Source organism: Mesorhizobium sp. P2_E9 (genome assembly GCF_056403815.1).
This window is the reverse complement of record NZ_JBFUET010000028.1, coordinates 1-15888: the sequence shown is the minus strand read 5'-3', so window position 1 is coordinate 15888 and position 15888 is coordinate 1. Positions and strand designations below refer to the sequence as shown.

Sequence of the window (15888 nt, the reverse complement as noted above, 5' to 3'; positions counted from 1 at the left end):
AGCTAGCGGCCTCGATTGTTAGCGAGGTCGCCGGGCCTTGACACCTTGCGCAGTTCATCGGCGACGAATTGTAGCCTCCATCTGACGCCCCATCTTCTTCGCAAGGTCATCATTCTGCGCGGGTGTGCCGGCGGCGCTTCCGTTCACGGTGATCAGTCCATCGCTTCCGCGAAATCGCCGCGGCGCGGCTCCGCCGGGCACGGAAGCCCCTCGAGCGCGCGATCGGCCAGCCTCAGTGACGCATCCGACAGGTCGATGCCGACTTAGCCGCCGATCGCGGTTGTCTTCAGCATCGCGGCCGAGGCAGCGGCATCGCCGGCAAGCCCTCGCTGGCCACATATGTCCCGGAACCGGCGCCGACGAACGCGCTGACCGGTAGCCGCCACTTCCAGGCTTGGGACTTCCCGTCAAACCACCCCATCAGCATAGGCTCTCGCACGGGATACCGCCGCTGTCGCGATCAAGCTTGCCGCCCCACGGGCAGTTTGCCAGATACCAGTTTGCTTCCGCGCATGATCTGATTTGTGGGCATGTCCTTCGCGGCTGGCACGAATAGCTCTGCGCTACCTGCCTGTTGATGATGCCCAGCGGCTGGCTCACCACACGCGCCTTGTTGTCTGTATGCCCAGCACGCCAAGCCCACGGCGCCTGAAACGTGCCGACCCACAGCCCAACCTTGGCCTTCTCGGCCTTGGCCTGCTGCCCTGCATACGCGCCGTGGCTGTAGCGCGGCCAATCCAGTGCCTGGCCGTTCTCGACCATCCAGGAAGCCACGCTGGCGCCGTCCGCACGCTTGCAATCGCCGACGAAGCGGCCATATCGGTCCCACGTCACGAACGTGCAATTGATCGGCCTCGAGGTCGCCAGGAAGCTGTCCAGCGCCTCGGCCGAGCGACGACCGCACGGATATTCGAAGCCCTTGGCGTTGTCGCAATACTGCTTGCTCTCGGGCGCGTCGATGCCATTGAAGCGGATCCGCTGTCCGTGGATATCGATCGTGTCGCCATCGATGACCGACGCAACGCCGGCGATCAGCGCCGGCGATTGACCAATCCAATGAGACACATTCAGGTCGGGGGCGCCTTCACTGTGCTGAACGACGAACTGCGCCACAAAAGCGGCCATCGCCGCCACAGTCACGAAGACAAGCCGCTTCGGAATGCTCGCCAGCAGACGTGCACGTCGCCGCTGCGCGCCTTGCCTGTTGCGCCATTGGTCAGACTGGTTGTCGTATCGGTATTTGTCCACGCCCCTCGCTCCCCGAGCGAAGGATGTGACTGTTCTGCTTAGAGTCCAGAAAAGCGTGCATAGAGCCAAGTCAGCGCAACCGCGTTAACCGCGCCGTCTGGCTCTCGGTCCCGGCAAGCTGTCGGACGGGTTAGCGGTCACTTTGGCGAATCGCCGATCTCTTAGCCACAGGGCCTTCCTTTTCCTCGCCAGTAACTCATCGCGGCCGTCATCATCAGCGGTCGCTCGGCCATGCGTCGCAGCGATCACGTAGTCGGCTCTGTTCGTTCGATAGTCGTCCTTGCGCAGAGACATCGTCCCTCCCGATCCGCGACCTTTCCCTATGATGTCGCCGCCTAATCTATCAGCACGAGGAGCGGCTTGTGCTTTGGCCGTTCGTGCCAGATGACCTGGCGCAGGTCACGCATATCGACTAATTGCCCGCATGTAGCGCAGGAATAGAAATTGTCCTCCTCGTCGGCGGCGTCGCCGTCGTGGCGCTTGCCGCGTATTGGTGGCCCAATGTCGGATAGCTTCGTCATGGCTATCAAACATTCAATTCGTCTAAAATGTTCCCGGAACCATTTTAGCGCATGCTAATTTGAATCGCGGTTTTGCGAGTCTGTGCATGCGCTTGAAGTTCATCGCCCCGTTGATGCCGACCCTGGTCGAGACGCCGCCCGCGGGCGACGACTGGATTCACGAGGTGAAATTCGACGGCTATCGATCGCAAATGATCATCGACGAAGACGGCACGCGCATCTACACGCGCAGCGGTCACGACTGGACGGCGAAATATCGCGACCTTGTGAAAGAGGCAGCAAGCCTCGGCGCCGAAAGCGCCATCGTCGACGGCGAAATCATCGTGCTGAACGACGCCGGCCTGTCCGACTTTGGCGAGTTGCGTAAGGCCATCCCCCGCCGGCAACACGACCTTTATTTCGTTGCCTTCGATCTGCTCCATCTCAATGGCCACGACCTGCGCGACATGGCGCTGGAGGAGCGGCGCGAGATCCTGGCCAGCATGATCGAGCCGGGCGGACGCATACAGTTCAGCGAGCCTCTGCCGGGCGAAGCCAAGGCGATCTTCCACCTTGTCGACCAGGCCGGTCTTGAAGGCATGGTGTCGAAGCGGCGCGACAGCAAATATCGTAGCGGCCCGTCGACGAACTGGCTGAAGGCGAAGTGCTATTCGGTCGAGGAATTTGATCTGCTAGGTGTCGAGCGCGAGGCTGGCAAGCCGGCTTTCGCGCTGATGGCGGAGCGCGGCACGGGGCGCTATGTTGGTAGCGCCTTCATCACCTTGAACCGGGAGACGCGTGAACGGCTCTGGCTACGTGTTCAGGACCGCGCAAGCACGGCGCCGAAGGGGATGAAGCGGCCGGCCACGCAATGGGTCAAACCGGGGCTGATCGGCCGCGTGAAGCATCTACGCGGCGAGGAGGATCTGCGGCACGCTTCGCTGCAGGATTTCCGGGATGACGAACATGCCAATACGAAAGAAGGCGACTGAGGCAGGTATTTTCGACCCATCCGAGGTGGCTTTGCTCGGCAGGGTCTTTGAGCACTTGAGGCTCGATAATCAGTCTTCGGAAGCGCGAGACGCCATCGCCTCCCGGATCATCGCCAACTACATGGCCGGCATCAAAGACGAGGCTGAACTTGTCTCGCTTTCAAAACAGCCCTTGGGGCGTTAGCGGGAGGAAGACAGTGGCAGTCACTAAGAAGGACCAGGAGCCGCGAACTACGCCTGGATGTATGGCGCACAGGCTCGCAAGGACGGCAAGGAACGGGAGGTGCCGGATTTCTGGCAGGAACATGCCGATGCCTGGCTGCAGGGCTTCGACGACGTGTCCGCAGGCGGCCAGGTCAGGCCTATTCGGGCCGGCATGGAAGCGGAAGTCGACGAGGCCGCCGTCGGCAACCCGGATGCCGGAACCTAAGCGACAGGTCGAGCTTATCGCGACATGAGCACACGCGGAATCAACTTCCTGGACCGATGGCTGGCCAACAACGTCCCCGAGTCGACGAAGGCCGATGTCATCTCCGTTGACGAACTAACGCACAAGCTGATCGCTGATGCAAAGGCGCTGGGCATCAAACGCCTTGAGATCGACGAAGAGGTAGACAGCCTCTATCGCACGATCCTCGACGCGATTGTGCATTACGATCCGGGCCTGCCTGAGTAGCAGCCGCGAGCTTCGGCTTACGGCTGGGTCGTGTCACGCTTCTGTCTGTTGCTCACGTAATCCAAAGCAACGATCGCGACGAACGCCAAGACGACGACAGCCGTTCCTCCCATCCAAAAATCAGACATTTCATCTCCCCATCCCCTGAGCATCTTATTCCGAGAGAGGTGGGGCTACAATCCGGGCAGGCGCCTAGTCGTTCAACGCGGTAAATTTTGGAGATGGACTCCAAGAGCGCCGGAGCTTTTGCTCCCCCGCAAGGACGCTCGCCAGGCTTCGGCGGTTTCCGACGCCGCGTCGAAGCTGAAGTTCTTCTGCGAAGGTCGAGCGGGTCATTGGTGCCTTCCTCCTGAAAGATATTGGTCCCCGTCCCCACGATGCCCGAGACAAAACCAGCGAGACGGTCCCTTTGGTCTGGCGAAGCCGAACGGCGCGCGGATGCCACATCCAGAATGGTCGCAGACATGGTTCTCGATTCTCGCCCGCTCGCGCGGGACAGCTGTCATGCCTTCGGCAAGCCTGGTAGGTTCGTCACTCATATCAGCTTGATCGGTTCGATGAGGCCGGCGTAGTCGTTAGGTTGCTTGTTGATCGCAGCGGCGTTGACCTCGCGGCCGACGCGATAGAATTGAAGGCTACCGTCGATGTCGTGGCGCAGGATGTCCTTCAGGCCACCGGCAGGTGTCTTGGGATTGAGCCAGGCATCGTAATAGGCTGGGTCGAGCATGAGCGGCTGGCGATCATGGATCTGATTGACCGGTGCGGCGGACGGTTCAGTGATGATGGTGCAACTGGTGATGTCGAGGTTCGAATTGTGGGCCCACAGCCCTGCGAACGAGAACGGCGCGTGCTCAGGCAGGAAAATGTGCCAGGGGTCTTTCTTGCCGTCAGCCGGTGATATCGTCCACTCGTAGTAGCCATCCGCAGGTATGAGGCAGCGTTTCGATTTGAACGCGTCGCGGAAGGCGGGTGTTGTGTCGACGCCCTCGATCCGCGCGTTGAACATGGCTCCCTTTGGCATTTCCTTTGCCCAAAATGGCACCAGCCACCAGCGGCCGGTGCGGAGCCTGTGGTTGCCATCGTCACCGGCGGTAATGAACGGGACTTCGTCCGTGGGCGCGATGTTGTAGCGAGGGGCATCATTGCGCCCGGTTTCTGCGGGCGCTGTCAGCCGGTAGAGCCGGTGAATTTCCGACCAGGACAGATATCGGGTGTAGCGACCGCACATGTCTTGCCCCTTCGTTGCCTCAGTGCGACGTCGGCTTCTCAGTTGCAGATTCAAGCGCGTTGATCGCATCGAGCACGGCTTGCCGCTTTGGCTCAATAGGCTCGTCTGGGGTAACCCCCGCAAGCGCCAGCGGCGTGTAAGCAACCGTTACCTCGTTGACGAGATCTCGCGCTTTGTTGCCGTCTGCCATTTCGGCAGTGGCGGCGAGCGCCAAGAGGAAAATGCGGTCGTCATGGTATTCGTTTCGACCATCCTCATCTTCAATGATGGCACGCATTTGTGCCAGCGCCGTTACCCGATCGGCCAACTGCGTCTCCGGGTCGTGCACCAGCTCGAGCCCATTAACATGAAGTCTCTTTTCATCCGGCCAACCTGCGCAGCATGCCTCCATCGCGGCCTTGCTTGCCTCCCACCAAACATCGGCGGCGGCGCACACCTCTTCCGGCGGCTCCTGATCTGGCGAACCCATGTCGTCCCAGTCTTCGACCGCGTGTGCCCCGTCCGCAGCCTCATCTGCTGTAATTCCAGCTCGGTCCAGAACGGCCTGAGCGGCATCCAGCCCGCGCTGCTTTTCCTCCGGAGTAGCGCCCCTGGCATTCATCAACATATCCATGACCGACCTCCCTGTGGCTGTCAGGCCATTAGTGAACAAAAAGAGAACACAAGAGTCAAGACCTCTTGACGAAACAGGAATATGTTCCTTATTCCTGAATGCCATCTGAGCAGGAAAAGGGCTATGGGAGAGCGCCGAAACGCGCCGGCCGGCGAAGCTATGTCGGAACTAGAATTGGCTGCCCAGCAGGCCCTTGCTGCTGCCGACGGCGATCCTGTGGTTGCCTTGCTCAATGCTCTTGCCAGGTGCGCTCGGCTGGAGCGCGACCTGGCCCTGTCGCGCGCGGCGGTCTCGAACGGCTTTTCTCGCGGCTGGCACAAGGCGCGTCCCTAGATGGTGGACACGGCCGAGGACAATTTTCGGATCGAGGTTTGGGATAGCGAGGAGAAGACGCACCTCGAAACGATCTGTCGATCACCGGATGCGATGGTCAGCCAGGCGGCATGGCAGGCGGCGATACGCCGTCGGCCGGGCATGCTGCTAATCCACTACAACAGCCGGCACATCATGGAAAAGCTCGTCACGCCAGGCGAGGTGAAGATCCCGCCTCAAACAATCATCAATGGCAGCGTCCATGCCGCCCTGGACGTGGCCCTTGGCGACCTTCGCGAATGGCACACACTGCGGGCCTGGTGCAAGTGCTCGCACCATGCGGAGGTGAAGCCTGCCGGCCTAATCAGACGATACGGCAAGGGTGCGCTGCTCAGCACCGTCGAAAGAGCGCTATTCTGCACGAGTTGCGACAGAGGAGGCCCGGTTCGACTGGAGATCCACAAGCTGCCGCGGGGATAGCTTAGAAAGGCCGGCAGATCGCCGACTCCGACCCGCTTCACCGCCCCCAGCCGGTGACAAGTTGCCACCAAATCGCTGGCGATGGCCAAGGAGATCGGCGACAAGGTGCGGATCGAAGAGATCACGCCGAAGCGTTCATCGTGACTAGAAGTGGTAGTTTATGCCCACCCGAACCGTATCGAAATCGATGCGATCGGTAGAGGGAATATCGAATGGATCGAAGCTGGGCTTGCCCAGGTCGACATGCAGATACTCGGCCTTGAAGGAAAGCTTCTGGTTCATGGCCCATTCGATGCCGGCGCCAGCGGCCCAGCCCCACCTGGTATCACTATAGCCGCAGGTTGGAGCGGGAAAGCACGCCCCGAGATCGGCTGATCCTTTGACGTGGCCGACGGCAAAGCCGCCCGTGGCGTAGGGAAGGAAATTCTCGAAGGCGTAGCCGACACGGGCACGACCTGTGCCAAACCAATTGACATTGGCCGAGCAACCTTGAAAAGCGCATGGTGCGACAAGTGGAACTTCGCGGTCGCTGCCGCGAATGTTGGCGTAGGAAACGTCACCCTCAACGCCGAACACTACTTGACCACGCTGCCAATTATAACCAGCGGTCAGGCCGCCGACAAAACCGTTTGCATCGAAGTCAACGGACGAGGCGAAGGGAGCGTAAGTATAGGTGTTACGGTTCCAGCCATAGCCGGCAACACCGCCGACATAGGCACCGGACCAGTTGAAATTAGTCGGTGCAACGTCCATCGATATCGCGTCGGCGGCAAGCGCTGCGCCGGCAACGAGTGACAAAAGCCCTGCGAGCAGGATGGACAGGATGCGCATTTTGAAAAAATCCCCAAGCCAGGCGATAGCTTGAGTCCAGATAAGATCAGCAATTGCTCATATAATCTGTGCTGTTCTTGTAACACCCCGGAAATATCTATGACTTCAGCCTGACGCCGGCGCACCGCGGACCGGTGCGTCCTCCCGCCGCCGGGTAGCCCGATAGGCTTAATTGCATGATTGCTAATATGCCTATAATTTAATCAGTGCGGGGACCCTCCATTACCCCAACCCGCGATGGCCGGCGCGGCCCAAAACCCCCGAAGCATGCCCCACCGCGCCGGGCATGCGGCCCCTCCGATCGGGACGCCCCTTTGGTCCGCAAGCGTTGTTCCGCAATCATCACAATGAATGGCGGCAGGCGTAAAATGCCCATGTAGCATCGGGCTTGTTTGCCGCATGGGAAAGGTCAGTCCTTAAGTGCTCTCAACTGTATTGCGGGAAAAGCTCGTTTGCGAATGCGGTCGCACCGGGTATCTGAAACTACGAGAAGACGATCAGCCTGTCAGCGGCACTTGGGAATCCTACAGCTTGGAGGGTTTCAACGGCGGTAGCCTGACGATCACCAGTTCCGGGAATATTCCGGGCGACAAGTTGGCCTATCTCCGTCCTTTGTGTCCTCAATGCAACCAGTCGGGCAAGGTGAAGTATGCCAGCCGGACCTGAGTCCGCAAGAACCACCTACATCGTGAGCCTGTTCGAGAAACCGCACTGGCGCACGGTGCTGACTACGAAGGACAAGCAGGCGGCGCTGGCGATGGCCAAGGAGATCGGCGATAAGGTTCGGGTCGAGGAGATCACGCCGAAGGTGAAGAGCTGAAGTCAGCGCAATTAGCGTTCTTACGACCCCTGTTAACCGCCAATCAAGAGATCTTCAATTGGCCCTTGCTACTTGGGTCTACCCGGTGTCTTCATATCGAAAATTCGCCGTTGGGGGGCGAAAGTGGTGCGATCGTTTTCATACTGCATGAGCCGGTTTATGCCGGTCGTTTTGTTGTTGGCGGTTCAGTTGTGCTCCGCTCAAGCGGCAGTGCAGTCGTTTGGCCCATTTTCGGTCGATGACGCCCATTCGGACATTATTTCTCTCAACGGCGAGATCGATGTCGGCGCTGCGCTGAATTTCCGGCGCGCAGCAGAAGCTGCCCCCAATGCCAAGCTGGTCATTCTGAACAGCCCTGGCGGTGTCGTGCAGATCGCCCTTCTGATCGCTGACGATGTGCACGAGAGGAAGCTTGCCACTTACATCCCAAAAGGAGCGGGCTGCTATTCCGCCTGTGCATATGTTTTCCTGGCCGGCGTCGAACGCCAGGTCGAAGGCGAGCTTGGCGTCCATCAGATCTCATCTGACTCTACGGATCTTGTCAGCGCTCAGCTTTCCATCGCGGACATCATTGACCGTCTCAATCGTTTCGAAACGCCGGTCGAGGTCCTCACGGCGATGTTCAAGACACCTCCGAAGGATATGCATGTCTTCACTCCTGACGAAGTCGCACGTTTTGGGCTTGATCGGAGGCGAGACAGTCCGAAATCCACGGGCCCGAACGAAGGAACCCGTGTAGCAACAGCTTCGGACCAGCCTTCGGTGGTGACGGCCCCCTCATCGGTGCCCACAGGAAATCAGACGAGTGCAGTTGACGGCCCATCGCTGTCCAAACTGTCTTCGATCGAGGAATACACCCGCCGGCCGACACGAATGGCGGTCTTCGCCGGCCTGGACCTTTACGGCGATGACATCAGCTCTCAGCGAACGGCCGATGCTGCCAATTGCGCGAGAGCATGTCTGTCCATGGGTGGCCAGTGCAAGGCATTCACATTCAATGTCGACCCGCGTGTCACGGCAGGTCCAAACTGCTTTCTGAAGGCCAGCCAAGGTAGAGCCGACGGCAACTCGGCCGCAATCTCTGGGAAATTTCTCAGCAGCGCCGACCCAGATCCTAATACATTCTCGATGGGAGTGATCGACCCTAAGACGGCCCTGTTCGAGAACGTCGACTTGCCTGGGGGAGATCTGTCACGGAGACCCTTCGGGAGGAGCGTGAGCGCGTCGCAGTGCAGATTGGCCTGTGTTGCAAACGATCGTTGCATCGGATTCACCTACATGAAGCGCAAGAGCCAATGCTGGCTGAAAGGCGCAGTTGGCGCGCCGCGATATGCAGACGGCATGATCAGCGGCCTCAAGAAGATGTCGACCTTTGCGCCTGCGTCGATCATCAGCCTCGAATGAAGTCGACGCGAGCGTCGCCCAACGGGCGGTCAATTTTTCTTGTCTTTTGAGTCGGTCGTTCTAGACCTCAAACTTCTCCGAAATAACGGGCACGCGCCCGCTCATCCGACGGCGCCTCGGGCCCAAGGCCTATTACATCGGGAACGCGTGTTGGATCAGCAGCAAAAAGTGCAAATGCATGCTCGCGTCGCTGGTCGGCCGCCTCTCCGCGTTCGAACAGCAGGGTAGTTTCCATCGCTTCCAGCCGTCGCATCCGACCGTAGAAATCATCATGATCGTGTGCAAAGGCCTCCGCTGCCGATCGCCAGTCGAAGTTCTCCAGCAATCGGTCCCTGAGTAGCCGGACGTCGCGTAATGTCCTCGATAGCCCCCTACCCCAAGCGGGATCGGTGGCAGCGGCCGCATCGCCGATCAACACAACACCATCACGATAGGGCCTGTCGACCCACCGGTGCGATCCATCGAAGCTGGCGAAAGGACCTGCCTGCCGTCCCCGGTCGAACCAGTGACCTGGCGCGCCTACCGCTTGAAGCTGGCGCACCATTTCGGCCACAGAATGGGGACCGGATAGGCGCTTCGGCAGGACGTCCTTGTGGTAGATCAGGTAGATACGGTTACGCTCGGGCGCAATCCGCATGGCGATGACCATCCGTGCCGCCCTGGGATCATAGAAGAGGTTGATCGTATTTGCCGGTTGCTGAGCATTGCCTTCGAGTAGCTCCGAGCAATCGACGTCGCCCTCCAGTATCATACCGGCCGTAATGAGTTGCTCCGGGTCGTGCTTGACCTCGAAGCCAAGGAGCGAACGCAGCCGTGAATCCCGACCGTCTGCCAGGACAACCAAGCGGGCTGAGACACCTTTGGTATCGCTCCCGATATGAACGCGTGGCATATTTCCAAATGTCACCGCAGTGGCAGCGCTTCCGCGCCTGACCTCGCTTCCCAGGGTCTCCGCGTGATTCAAGAGAACCGTTTGCATCTCGGGATGGGGGAATGTCACGCAGCAGGTGTTACTTGGCGTTGTGGCGAGCAGATCTCGCACTGCGGGCGGTGAGCCAGTCCTGAACCTGGTATAATAGCCCGCCTCGATGGCGCAGCTTTTGACAAGCAAATCATAGATGCCCAGCCGCTGCGCCTCAAGACTTCCCCATGGCATGAGAACTTCGCCACGGATGCGATCCCTGAACCGGTCCTGCTGTTCGACAATGAGTATCCTCGCCCCGCGACCTGCAAGGGCGATGGCCAGCGAAGAACCTGCAAGACCACCGCCAACGATGATCAGGTCGTAGTCAGCCCCACCGCGGCCGGACAACGAGGTTTCGCCGTTTTTCCTGTCCGCCATGGCCCACGCCCACGGGAAATATTCTATCTAGCTAATATACTGAACTTGCGCCACCTTTGAGTCAAACGGCGACGAGCATCGCCCCGCCAGTGTCTCTAGATAGTGATTTCTTCAACTGGCTATTTACAGGGATGAGCGTTCCAGGCGAGCTCACTGGCGAGCTCGACCACCGAACTGCTGCAAATGTGACACGGCGCCCGACCGCACTCTCTGGCGGCCGCCCCTGCAAGCGTGGCGAGCGAATTCGGCGCCCTGCGACCGATGCAGTCTTTCGACACCTCGCTGACCTCCATGGCATCGGTTAGTTCCTGGACTTCTTCAGATCCTCAAAGACGACGCGCGGTGCATGAACGATCATAGAGAACGACATCGACTGAGAAAGCCATCGCGCTGAGATCGCAGCATCCCGGGACTCTCTACCGGGGAAACAGGGGGTGAAGTCGGTTCGCCCAGGTCTCGCATGTCTCCCGAGCACCTGCATTCGGCCCTGTAAATGCATCTATTTATGTGTGACCTGTCAGAGCCTTAGCGGATCAGCGGGTTCCGAATTCGGAATGACACGAAATAGGTTCCTTGGGGTATCGGGGCTTGTATGCCCGATGCGCCCAGCCGCCAGCCTCCACTGCGGTAGCCTCCTCAGCACGGCGCAGCTCCCGGATTCCAGCCGAAGTTGACGGCTTCCCAAAAAGTGGATTTCGGCTGTTTCTGTCAACTTGATGTAAACTTAGCGTAAAGCGCTCTCTTACCGCTTAAGAGAACGCATGCTTCCTGGTTGACAGAATTGGTTCCGGATCGTGGGCGATCGCGAGGATAAGTTGACGTTTGTCAACTTGGGCGTTGATCAAACCTGTTCCCTTTCAGACGTCCAGCCCGCACCCCACACAAAGCGGTGCATTGATGATATTTTTGCTCCGGCGACAAAAGGCATCCCCTAGATCTCACTATGGAAAACCTAGGACTTCCATCTGTGGGGTTCATCCGGTTTCGCAAATAAAGCTGATTGGTTCCCCGAAATCGAGTTGAGGTTTGTCAGCTTCCTACCACGGCATCCAGAACCGCCGCCCGATTGCCTTGGCGATGCACTCCCTGGCGTGCGCCTACTTCGTCGACCTTCGCTGGATTAGCGGGACTGACCGAACACGCACTCCATGCTCGCGGTCCGCATTCTTGCTTGAGGGCGATATAAAATTCGCGTTCAACCAGCACGATATCAGTCTCTATTTTGCAGGTCTCGCAGCCTTTGTGGAGCGAGTCCGGTCTATATCTCGCTTCATTGCATCCGCTATTGACACTACTTGCTCGTCCCCATCGACGATACGAAGGGCAACGATCCACGCATCCGAGCCACTGGCGGCAGCCATCCGATTTTCGACCCTGCGGATCGTCTCACACTTGTTCATTGGGCTTCGTTGGTTTCGGCAGCGGTCTTGACGCCGGCGATTGGCGCGTTCCTTGATCCGACAACAGCTCTAGAGGTGGACAATGACCGCCGGTCCTATTGCGCCTATTCCGGACCGTCCGACGCGATCCGACCGGTCGATGGGCGACACCTTTCCTCGCAGCCTACGCCTTTGCCTCCTTCAACGCGTCGTCGTGCGCCTGCTGCTCACGCTGCCATCTTTCTTCCTCGCGGGCTTCGTCCTTGTCCAGCTCCTCTCGTCGCTGTCTGATGGAATTCATGGCATCCTCATGCCGGCTACGAGCCCGTTCCAAAGCGGCATTGGCCTTGGCGATCATCCGCTCGCGTTGCTTCTTCGCACGCTCGCGCTCGGCCTCCGCTTTTGCGCGGTCGAGGGCCTCACGTTTTCTTTCCCTTTCGACAGCGGCCGCCGCGTTCCGTTTTGCTTTATCGTCGGATTTCGTGTCGGCCTGCTTGCTGCCGTCCGCGCTTTCCGCACGATCCTGCGGGGCCCGCCGAGTCTCCTCGGGTGCTTTCGGAAGCACAGCCTTTTCAGTGAATTCCTCATGCGACCCGACCGGCCTCCGCAACACGACACCTGGCGCGGCTATCGTTGCTTTCACCACTTTGGGGTCTTCAGTCTCTTTCGCGAACCCGCGTTTGAAGATGTCGGGGTCCGACCCCCATGCCTCCGCGGCAGCCTTCATCGACGGTGCGGCGACGGCAAGGTCAAAGAAGCCGATGGAGGTTTGATAAACTTTGAGTTTCTTCGCCATCCGATAGAGACCCTCACATGCCCGTCTGGTGGATTTGAGTTGTCGCTGGACCTTTGCGCCCGTGAGGGAAACAGTGAAACACTGCCACCGGTGCAGAGCAACCGATGGCGTGGGCTTCGGGTCCCGCGCTGACCACTCAACCGGCACACGCTGCAGTCCGTTCCCTCACGCATCGTCGACGTGGCAAATATCGCAGACCCCGACGAGATCGGGCGGGCGCCACAGTTTTCATCGAATCCACGCTACTACGTCATCGGAGCCCCAACGCAGGGCTGCGAAAGTCATTGGCCCAGGGCGTCCAGCGCCCTTTGTGCCGCGATGAGGTCGACGATTGGATACCTAGTCTTAAATGTGTGGACCACCGCTTGCAGACGCGTCGCGGCCTCATGGACACGACCTTGACGTGCCAGAACTGGTGCTAGTTGCGTCGAGGCGCGAAGCTCGAAGAGTCTCGCTTGCTGCCGACGGGCAGTGGCAATTGCTGTTTCGAATAGGTGCGCGGCACTCGTCAGGTCACCTCGGCCAGCGGCGATTTGGCCACGAATGCGAATACATTCTGCTAGGTGGCTCGCCTCGTCCGTATCGAAAACGAGGGTATCGACATTATCAAGCACTTGCGATGCGTCTTCGGTGCGACCGGCCCGCAGGAGAAGATCACAAAGCTCGCATGCTTTCTCAGGGGTATGAAATACGACGCCGTGCCCACGCCAAAGAACCAAACTCTCCCGGACGTCATCGATGCCGGCATCCAGTTCGCCTAAATGCGAGCGGGCATGGCCACGCCACCTAATGCCGCTGCTTCGACGCGCCGTGTAGCCATGCCGATCGCAAATCTCGACGATCTTCGTAGCGTTCTCAAGGAGTTCCTCGTATTGACCGAGTAGCGCGCACAATTCGCAATGCCCGAGAAGACGCCACGCGAATTCGAAGGGCTTATCGACCTGGTCAAAATTTCGAATTAGGCGCTCTTTCTCTTCGACGGCATCATCAAGGAAACCCAATATAATCAGCGATTCACTAAAATATTCCTCGGCAGCGACACGGAGTTGATCGAACAAGATACCCCTATTTGGGTCAACATGATCGATCAAATCTAAGCCTTTCCGCAAAGCTTCAGCTGCCTGTGGTTGTTCTCCCCGGCTATAATGAGCCATCCCCTTGGTTGCCCAAAGACCGCCCAGATAGGCCGGTGGAAGGAGATCGGCACCGTCTGCGAGCTGCTTTTCGGCTAGGGTCAGGTAATCGTGATTGCGCCCAGTGGCTAAAAAAAATGGAGCGGATGAAAGCGCAACGTCACATTGCAATTCGACCGATGCAGTGTTCGCGGCAGCAAGACGTGCATCTTCAAGCGTCTTCCCAAGGCGCTCAGAGCGATACCCTTCGGCCTGCATCAAGGCATTGGCCATCGCAAGGTGAAGACGTGTCATCCGTTCGGCGCCGCCGGAGACGTCGCCAAGTCTCCTGCTGCAGTCAATAGCACTGGAAAAGTGCGACACGGCTTCCCGGGTGGCAGCTCTGGCCAGGGCGGCCCCTCCCGCCTTTTGCCAGTGATCGACCGCGCCCGCCAAATCTCCGGCCTTTTGAAGGTGTTGGGCGAGGAGCTCAGGTTGCGCTTCAGTGATTTCGGTCCACGTTTCCTCCAACACATCTGCGGCACGCTTATGTAGCTCCTGGCGCTTAGCGCGCAGCAGCGTGCCATACGCTGCATCCTGAACGAGCGCATGCTTGAAGAGGTAAGTGGCCAGTGGCCGCGTCCCGCGGCAGAACACCAGACCGGCGCCTCCGAGTTGATCCAGTGCGCCATTTAGATCAGCGGCATTTCGCTGTGCGACCGCTGCCAGCAATTCGTAGGAGAACTCCCGACCGAGAACCGCGCCGACCTGTGCGACCTCCTTAACGGTTGAGCCGAGGCGATCAAGCCGCGCCATCAACGAGGCATGCAGCGTGGCGGGCACGTTCAACGCCGTCGCAGCAACTCTTGAGAGCACTGTCCTGGCGTTGCCGCCCTCCAACACCGCCTTGGTCAGCTCCTCGACGAACAGTGGCACCCCATCCGTGCGTTCGATAATCTCCGCGACAACGTCGCTCGGCAGCTCTCCGGTGCCGACGACCCGCTGGACCAGCGCGGCGCCTTCACGACGGTCAAGCCGATTGAGGACAAGAACCGTGACGTGCGCCTGCCCGGTCCACGGCGGTTGAAACTCGGGGCGGAACGTGAGGAGAAGCAGAACTGGCAGGCGCGGCACCCGCTCGATGACTAGGTCGAGCAGCTCGCGCGAGCTGGGGTCGATCCAGTGCACATCCTCGAAGAGCATCACCACCGGACCTTGTCGCGCCAGGTCTTCGAGCTGCCGGAGCAACGCATTGAATGTCTTCTCTTTCTTACGCTGGGGCGTCAGTTGGAGAGGCGGGAAGCGACCTTCGGTCGGCAACGACAGCAGCTCGGCCAGCAGCGCCATGTCCTCCGGCGAGGCCGGGCCAAGCAGGGCCGCAAGCTTATCCAGCTTCCTCTCAGGTGGGTCGTCGCGCTCCAACCCGGCGGCACGTTCTAGCTGCGCAATGGTCGGGTGGAGCGCGCTGTCTTGATAGTGCGGCGAACAGAAATAGCGCAAGCGGGTGTGTGGCTCATTCTGGATCCGCTCCTGCAAGGTGACGGTGAGGCGCGACTTTCCGATGCCGGGCTCGCCTGAGAGCAGCACCACACGACCTTCACCACTTTTCGCGCGATGCCAGTGGCGCTGGAGCAGGTCGACCTCCTCCTCACGCCCGACCAGCGGCGTGGGCGTCGTCCCATGCAGCGCCTCGAACCTGCTTTCGACAGCGCTCTCACGAAACACTTGATAGGGATGGATCGGCTCCGGAAAGCCTTTCACCTCGACGGCGCCAAGATCGCGATATTCGAAAAGATCGCCGACCAGCTGCCGCGTTTGCGGCCCGATCACGACCGAATCGGGCTCGGCAAGAGCTTGCAGGCGGGCGGCGAGGTTCGGCGTCTCTCCCACGACGCCGCGCTCTTGCCCTTCGCCGGCGGTGATCAGATCGCCAACGACGACCTGTCCGGTGCCGATACCTATACGAACCCGCAATGGCTCGGGCTCTGGAAGTCGCCTAACGGCATTGACGAGAGCAAGGCCAGCGCGCACCGCCTGCTCGGCGGCGTTCTCGTGCGCCTGCGGGTAGCCGAAATACACCAAAACTCCGTCGCCCATATACTTGGCGACAAAGCCGCCGAAGTGGGCGACCGTATCGGCGACACAGGCGACACAG

General features: G+C 59.6%; 16 protein-coding genes. 8 read left to right on the top strand and 8 right to left on the bottom strand.

The annotated features are described in order from the left end of the window. Positions 1-420: 420 nt before the first annotated feature. On the bottom strand, positions 421-1248 hold the full coding sequence (locus tag AC1D05_RS33700) for a thermonuclease family protein (protein WP_477447031.1): 828 nt from the start codon (positions 1246-1248) through the stop codon (positions 421-423). A gap of 335 nt (positions 1249-1583) precedes the next feature. Next, a complete protein-coding gene (locus tag AC1D05_RS33695) occupies positions 1584-1769 on the bottom strand; it encodes a hypothetical protein (protein WP_477447029.1) in 186 nt (61 codons plus the stop codon). A gap of 86 nt (positions 1770-1855) precedes the next feature. Between AC1D05_RS33695 and AC1D05_RS33690 the strand changes: the two genes are divergently transcribed. From AC1D05_RS33690 to AC1D05_RS33675, 4 genes are read left to right on the top strand one after another with little or no spacing between them, the layout of a single operon-like run. Then, positions 1856-2740, top strand: coding sequence for an ATP-dependent DNA ligase (locus AC1D05_RS33690; protein WP_477447027.1), 885 nt, complete (start codon positions 1856-1858; stop codon positions 2738-2740). After that, positions 2706-2924 (top strand): hypothetical protein, encoded by a 219-nt coding sequence (locus tag AC1D05_RS33685; protein WP_477447025.1) that lies wholly within the window; start codon positions 2706-2708, stop codon positions 2922-2924. Before AC1D05_RS33690 ends, AC1D05_RS33685 begins: the two co-directional genes overlap by 35 nt. Positions 2925-2981: 57 nt before the next feature. After that, entirely contained in the window at positions 2982-3170 is a 189-nt protein-coding gene (locus AC1D05_RS33680) for a hypothetical protein (RefSeq protein ID WP_477447023.1), read from the top strand. Between the two features lie 24 nt (positions 3171-3194). After that, complete coding sequence (locus AC1D05_RS33675; protein WP_477447021.1) at positions 3195-3416, top strand: DUF768 domain-containing protein; 222 nt, start codon at positions 3195-3197, stop codon at positions 3414-3416. Between the two features lie 535 nt (positions 3417-3951). On the opposite strand, the gene AC1D05_RS33670 is transcribed toward AC1D05_RS33675, so the two are convergent. Both AC1D05_RS33670 and AC1D05_RS33665 read right to left on the bottom strand, forming a co-directional pair. Then, positions 3952-4698, bottom strand: a complete 747-nt coding sequence (locus AC1D05_RS33670) for an SOS response-associated peptidase (RefSeq protein WP_477447019.1) — start codon at positions 4696-4698, stop codon at positions 3952-3954. Beyond that, positions 4664-5257, bottom strand: coding sequence for a hypothetical protein (locus AC1D05_RS33665; RefSeq protein ID WP_477447017.1), 594 nt, complete (start codon positions 5255-5257; stop codon positions 4664-4666). Before AC1D05_RS33665 ends, AC1D05_RS33670 begins: the two co-directional genes overlap by 35 nt. A 123-nt stretch (positions 5258-5380) precedes the next feature. On the opposite strand from AC1D05_RS33665, the gene AC1D05_RS33660 reads away from it, so the two are divergent. Both AC1D05_RS33660 and AC1D05_RS33655 read left to right on the top strand, forming a co-directional pair. Beyond that, complete coding sequence (locus AC1D05_RS33660) at positions 5381-5590, top strand: hypothetical protein (RefSeq protein WP_477447015.1); 210 nt, start codon at positions 5381-5383, stop codon at positions 5588-5590. Further along, the gene (locus AC1D05_RS33655; protein WP_477447013.1) at positions 5591-6049 is read left to right on the top strand and encodes a hypothetical protein; all 459 of its coding nucleotides are present in this window, start codon (positions 5591-5593) and stop codon (positions 6047-6049) included. 144 nt (positions 6050-6193) lie between these two features. Here the strand turns inward: AC1D05_RS33655 and AC1D05_RS33650 are convergent, their stop codons facing one another. Further along, positions 6194-6880, bottom strand: a complete 687-nt coding sequence (locus AC1D05_RS33650) for an outer membrane protein (RefSeq protein WP_477447011.1) — start codon at positions 6878-6880, stop codon at positions 6194-6196. Between the two features lie 649 nt (positions 6881-7529). Here AC1D05_RS33650 and AC1D05_RS33645 point away from each other — a divergent pair. Continuing rightward, complete coding sequence (locus tag AC1D05_RS33645; RefSeq protein ID WP_477447009.1) at positions 7530-7700, top strand: hypothetical protein; 171 nt, start codon at positions 7530-7532, stop codon at positions 7698-7700. Between the two features lie 159 nt (positions 7701-7859). After that, entirely contained in the window at positions 7860-9104 is a 1245-nt protein-coding gene (locus AC1D05_RS33640; protein ID WP_477447007.1) for a PAN domain-containing protein, read from the top strand. 67 nt (positions 9105-9171) lie between these two features. Here the strand turns inward: AC1D05_RS33640 and AC1D05_RS33635 are convergent, their stop codons facing one another. The 3 genes from AC1D05_RS33635 to AC1D05_RS33625 all read right to left on the bottom strand — a co-directional run bounded on the left by AC1D05_RS33635 (position 9172) and on the right by AC1D05_RS33625 (position 15830). Further along, positions 9172-10446 (bottom strand): FAD-dependent oxidoreductase, encoded by a 1275-nt coding sequence (locus AC1D05_RS33635; RefSeq protein ID WP_477447005.1) that lies wholly within the window; start codon positions 10444-10446, stop codon positions 9172-9174. A gap of 1563 nt (positions 10447-12009) precedes the next feature. Further along, positions 12010-12621 (bottom strand): cell envelope biogenesis protein TolA, encoded by a 612-nt coding sequence (locus AC1D05_RS33630; protein WP_477447003.1) that lies wholly within the window; start codon positions 12619-12621, stop codon positions 12010-12012. 281 nt (positions 12622-12902) lie between these two features. Continuing rightward, a complete protein-coding gene (locus tag AC1D05_RS33625; RefSeq protein WP_477447128.1) occupies positions 12903-15830 on the bottom strand; it encodes an AAA family ATPase in 2928 nt (975 codons plus the stop codon). Positions 15831-15888 lie beyond the last annotated feature (58 nt).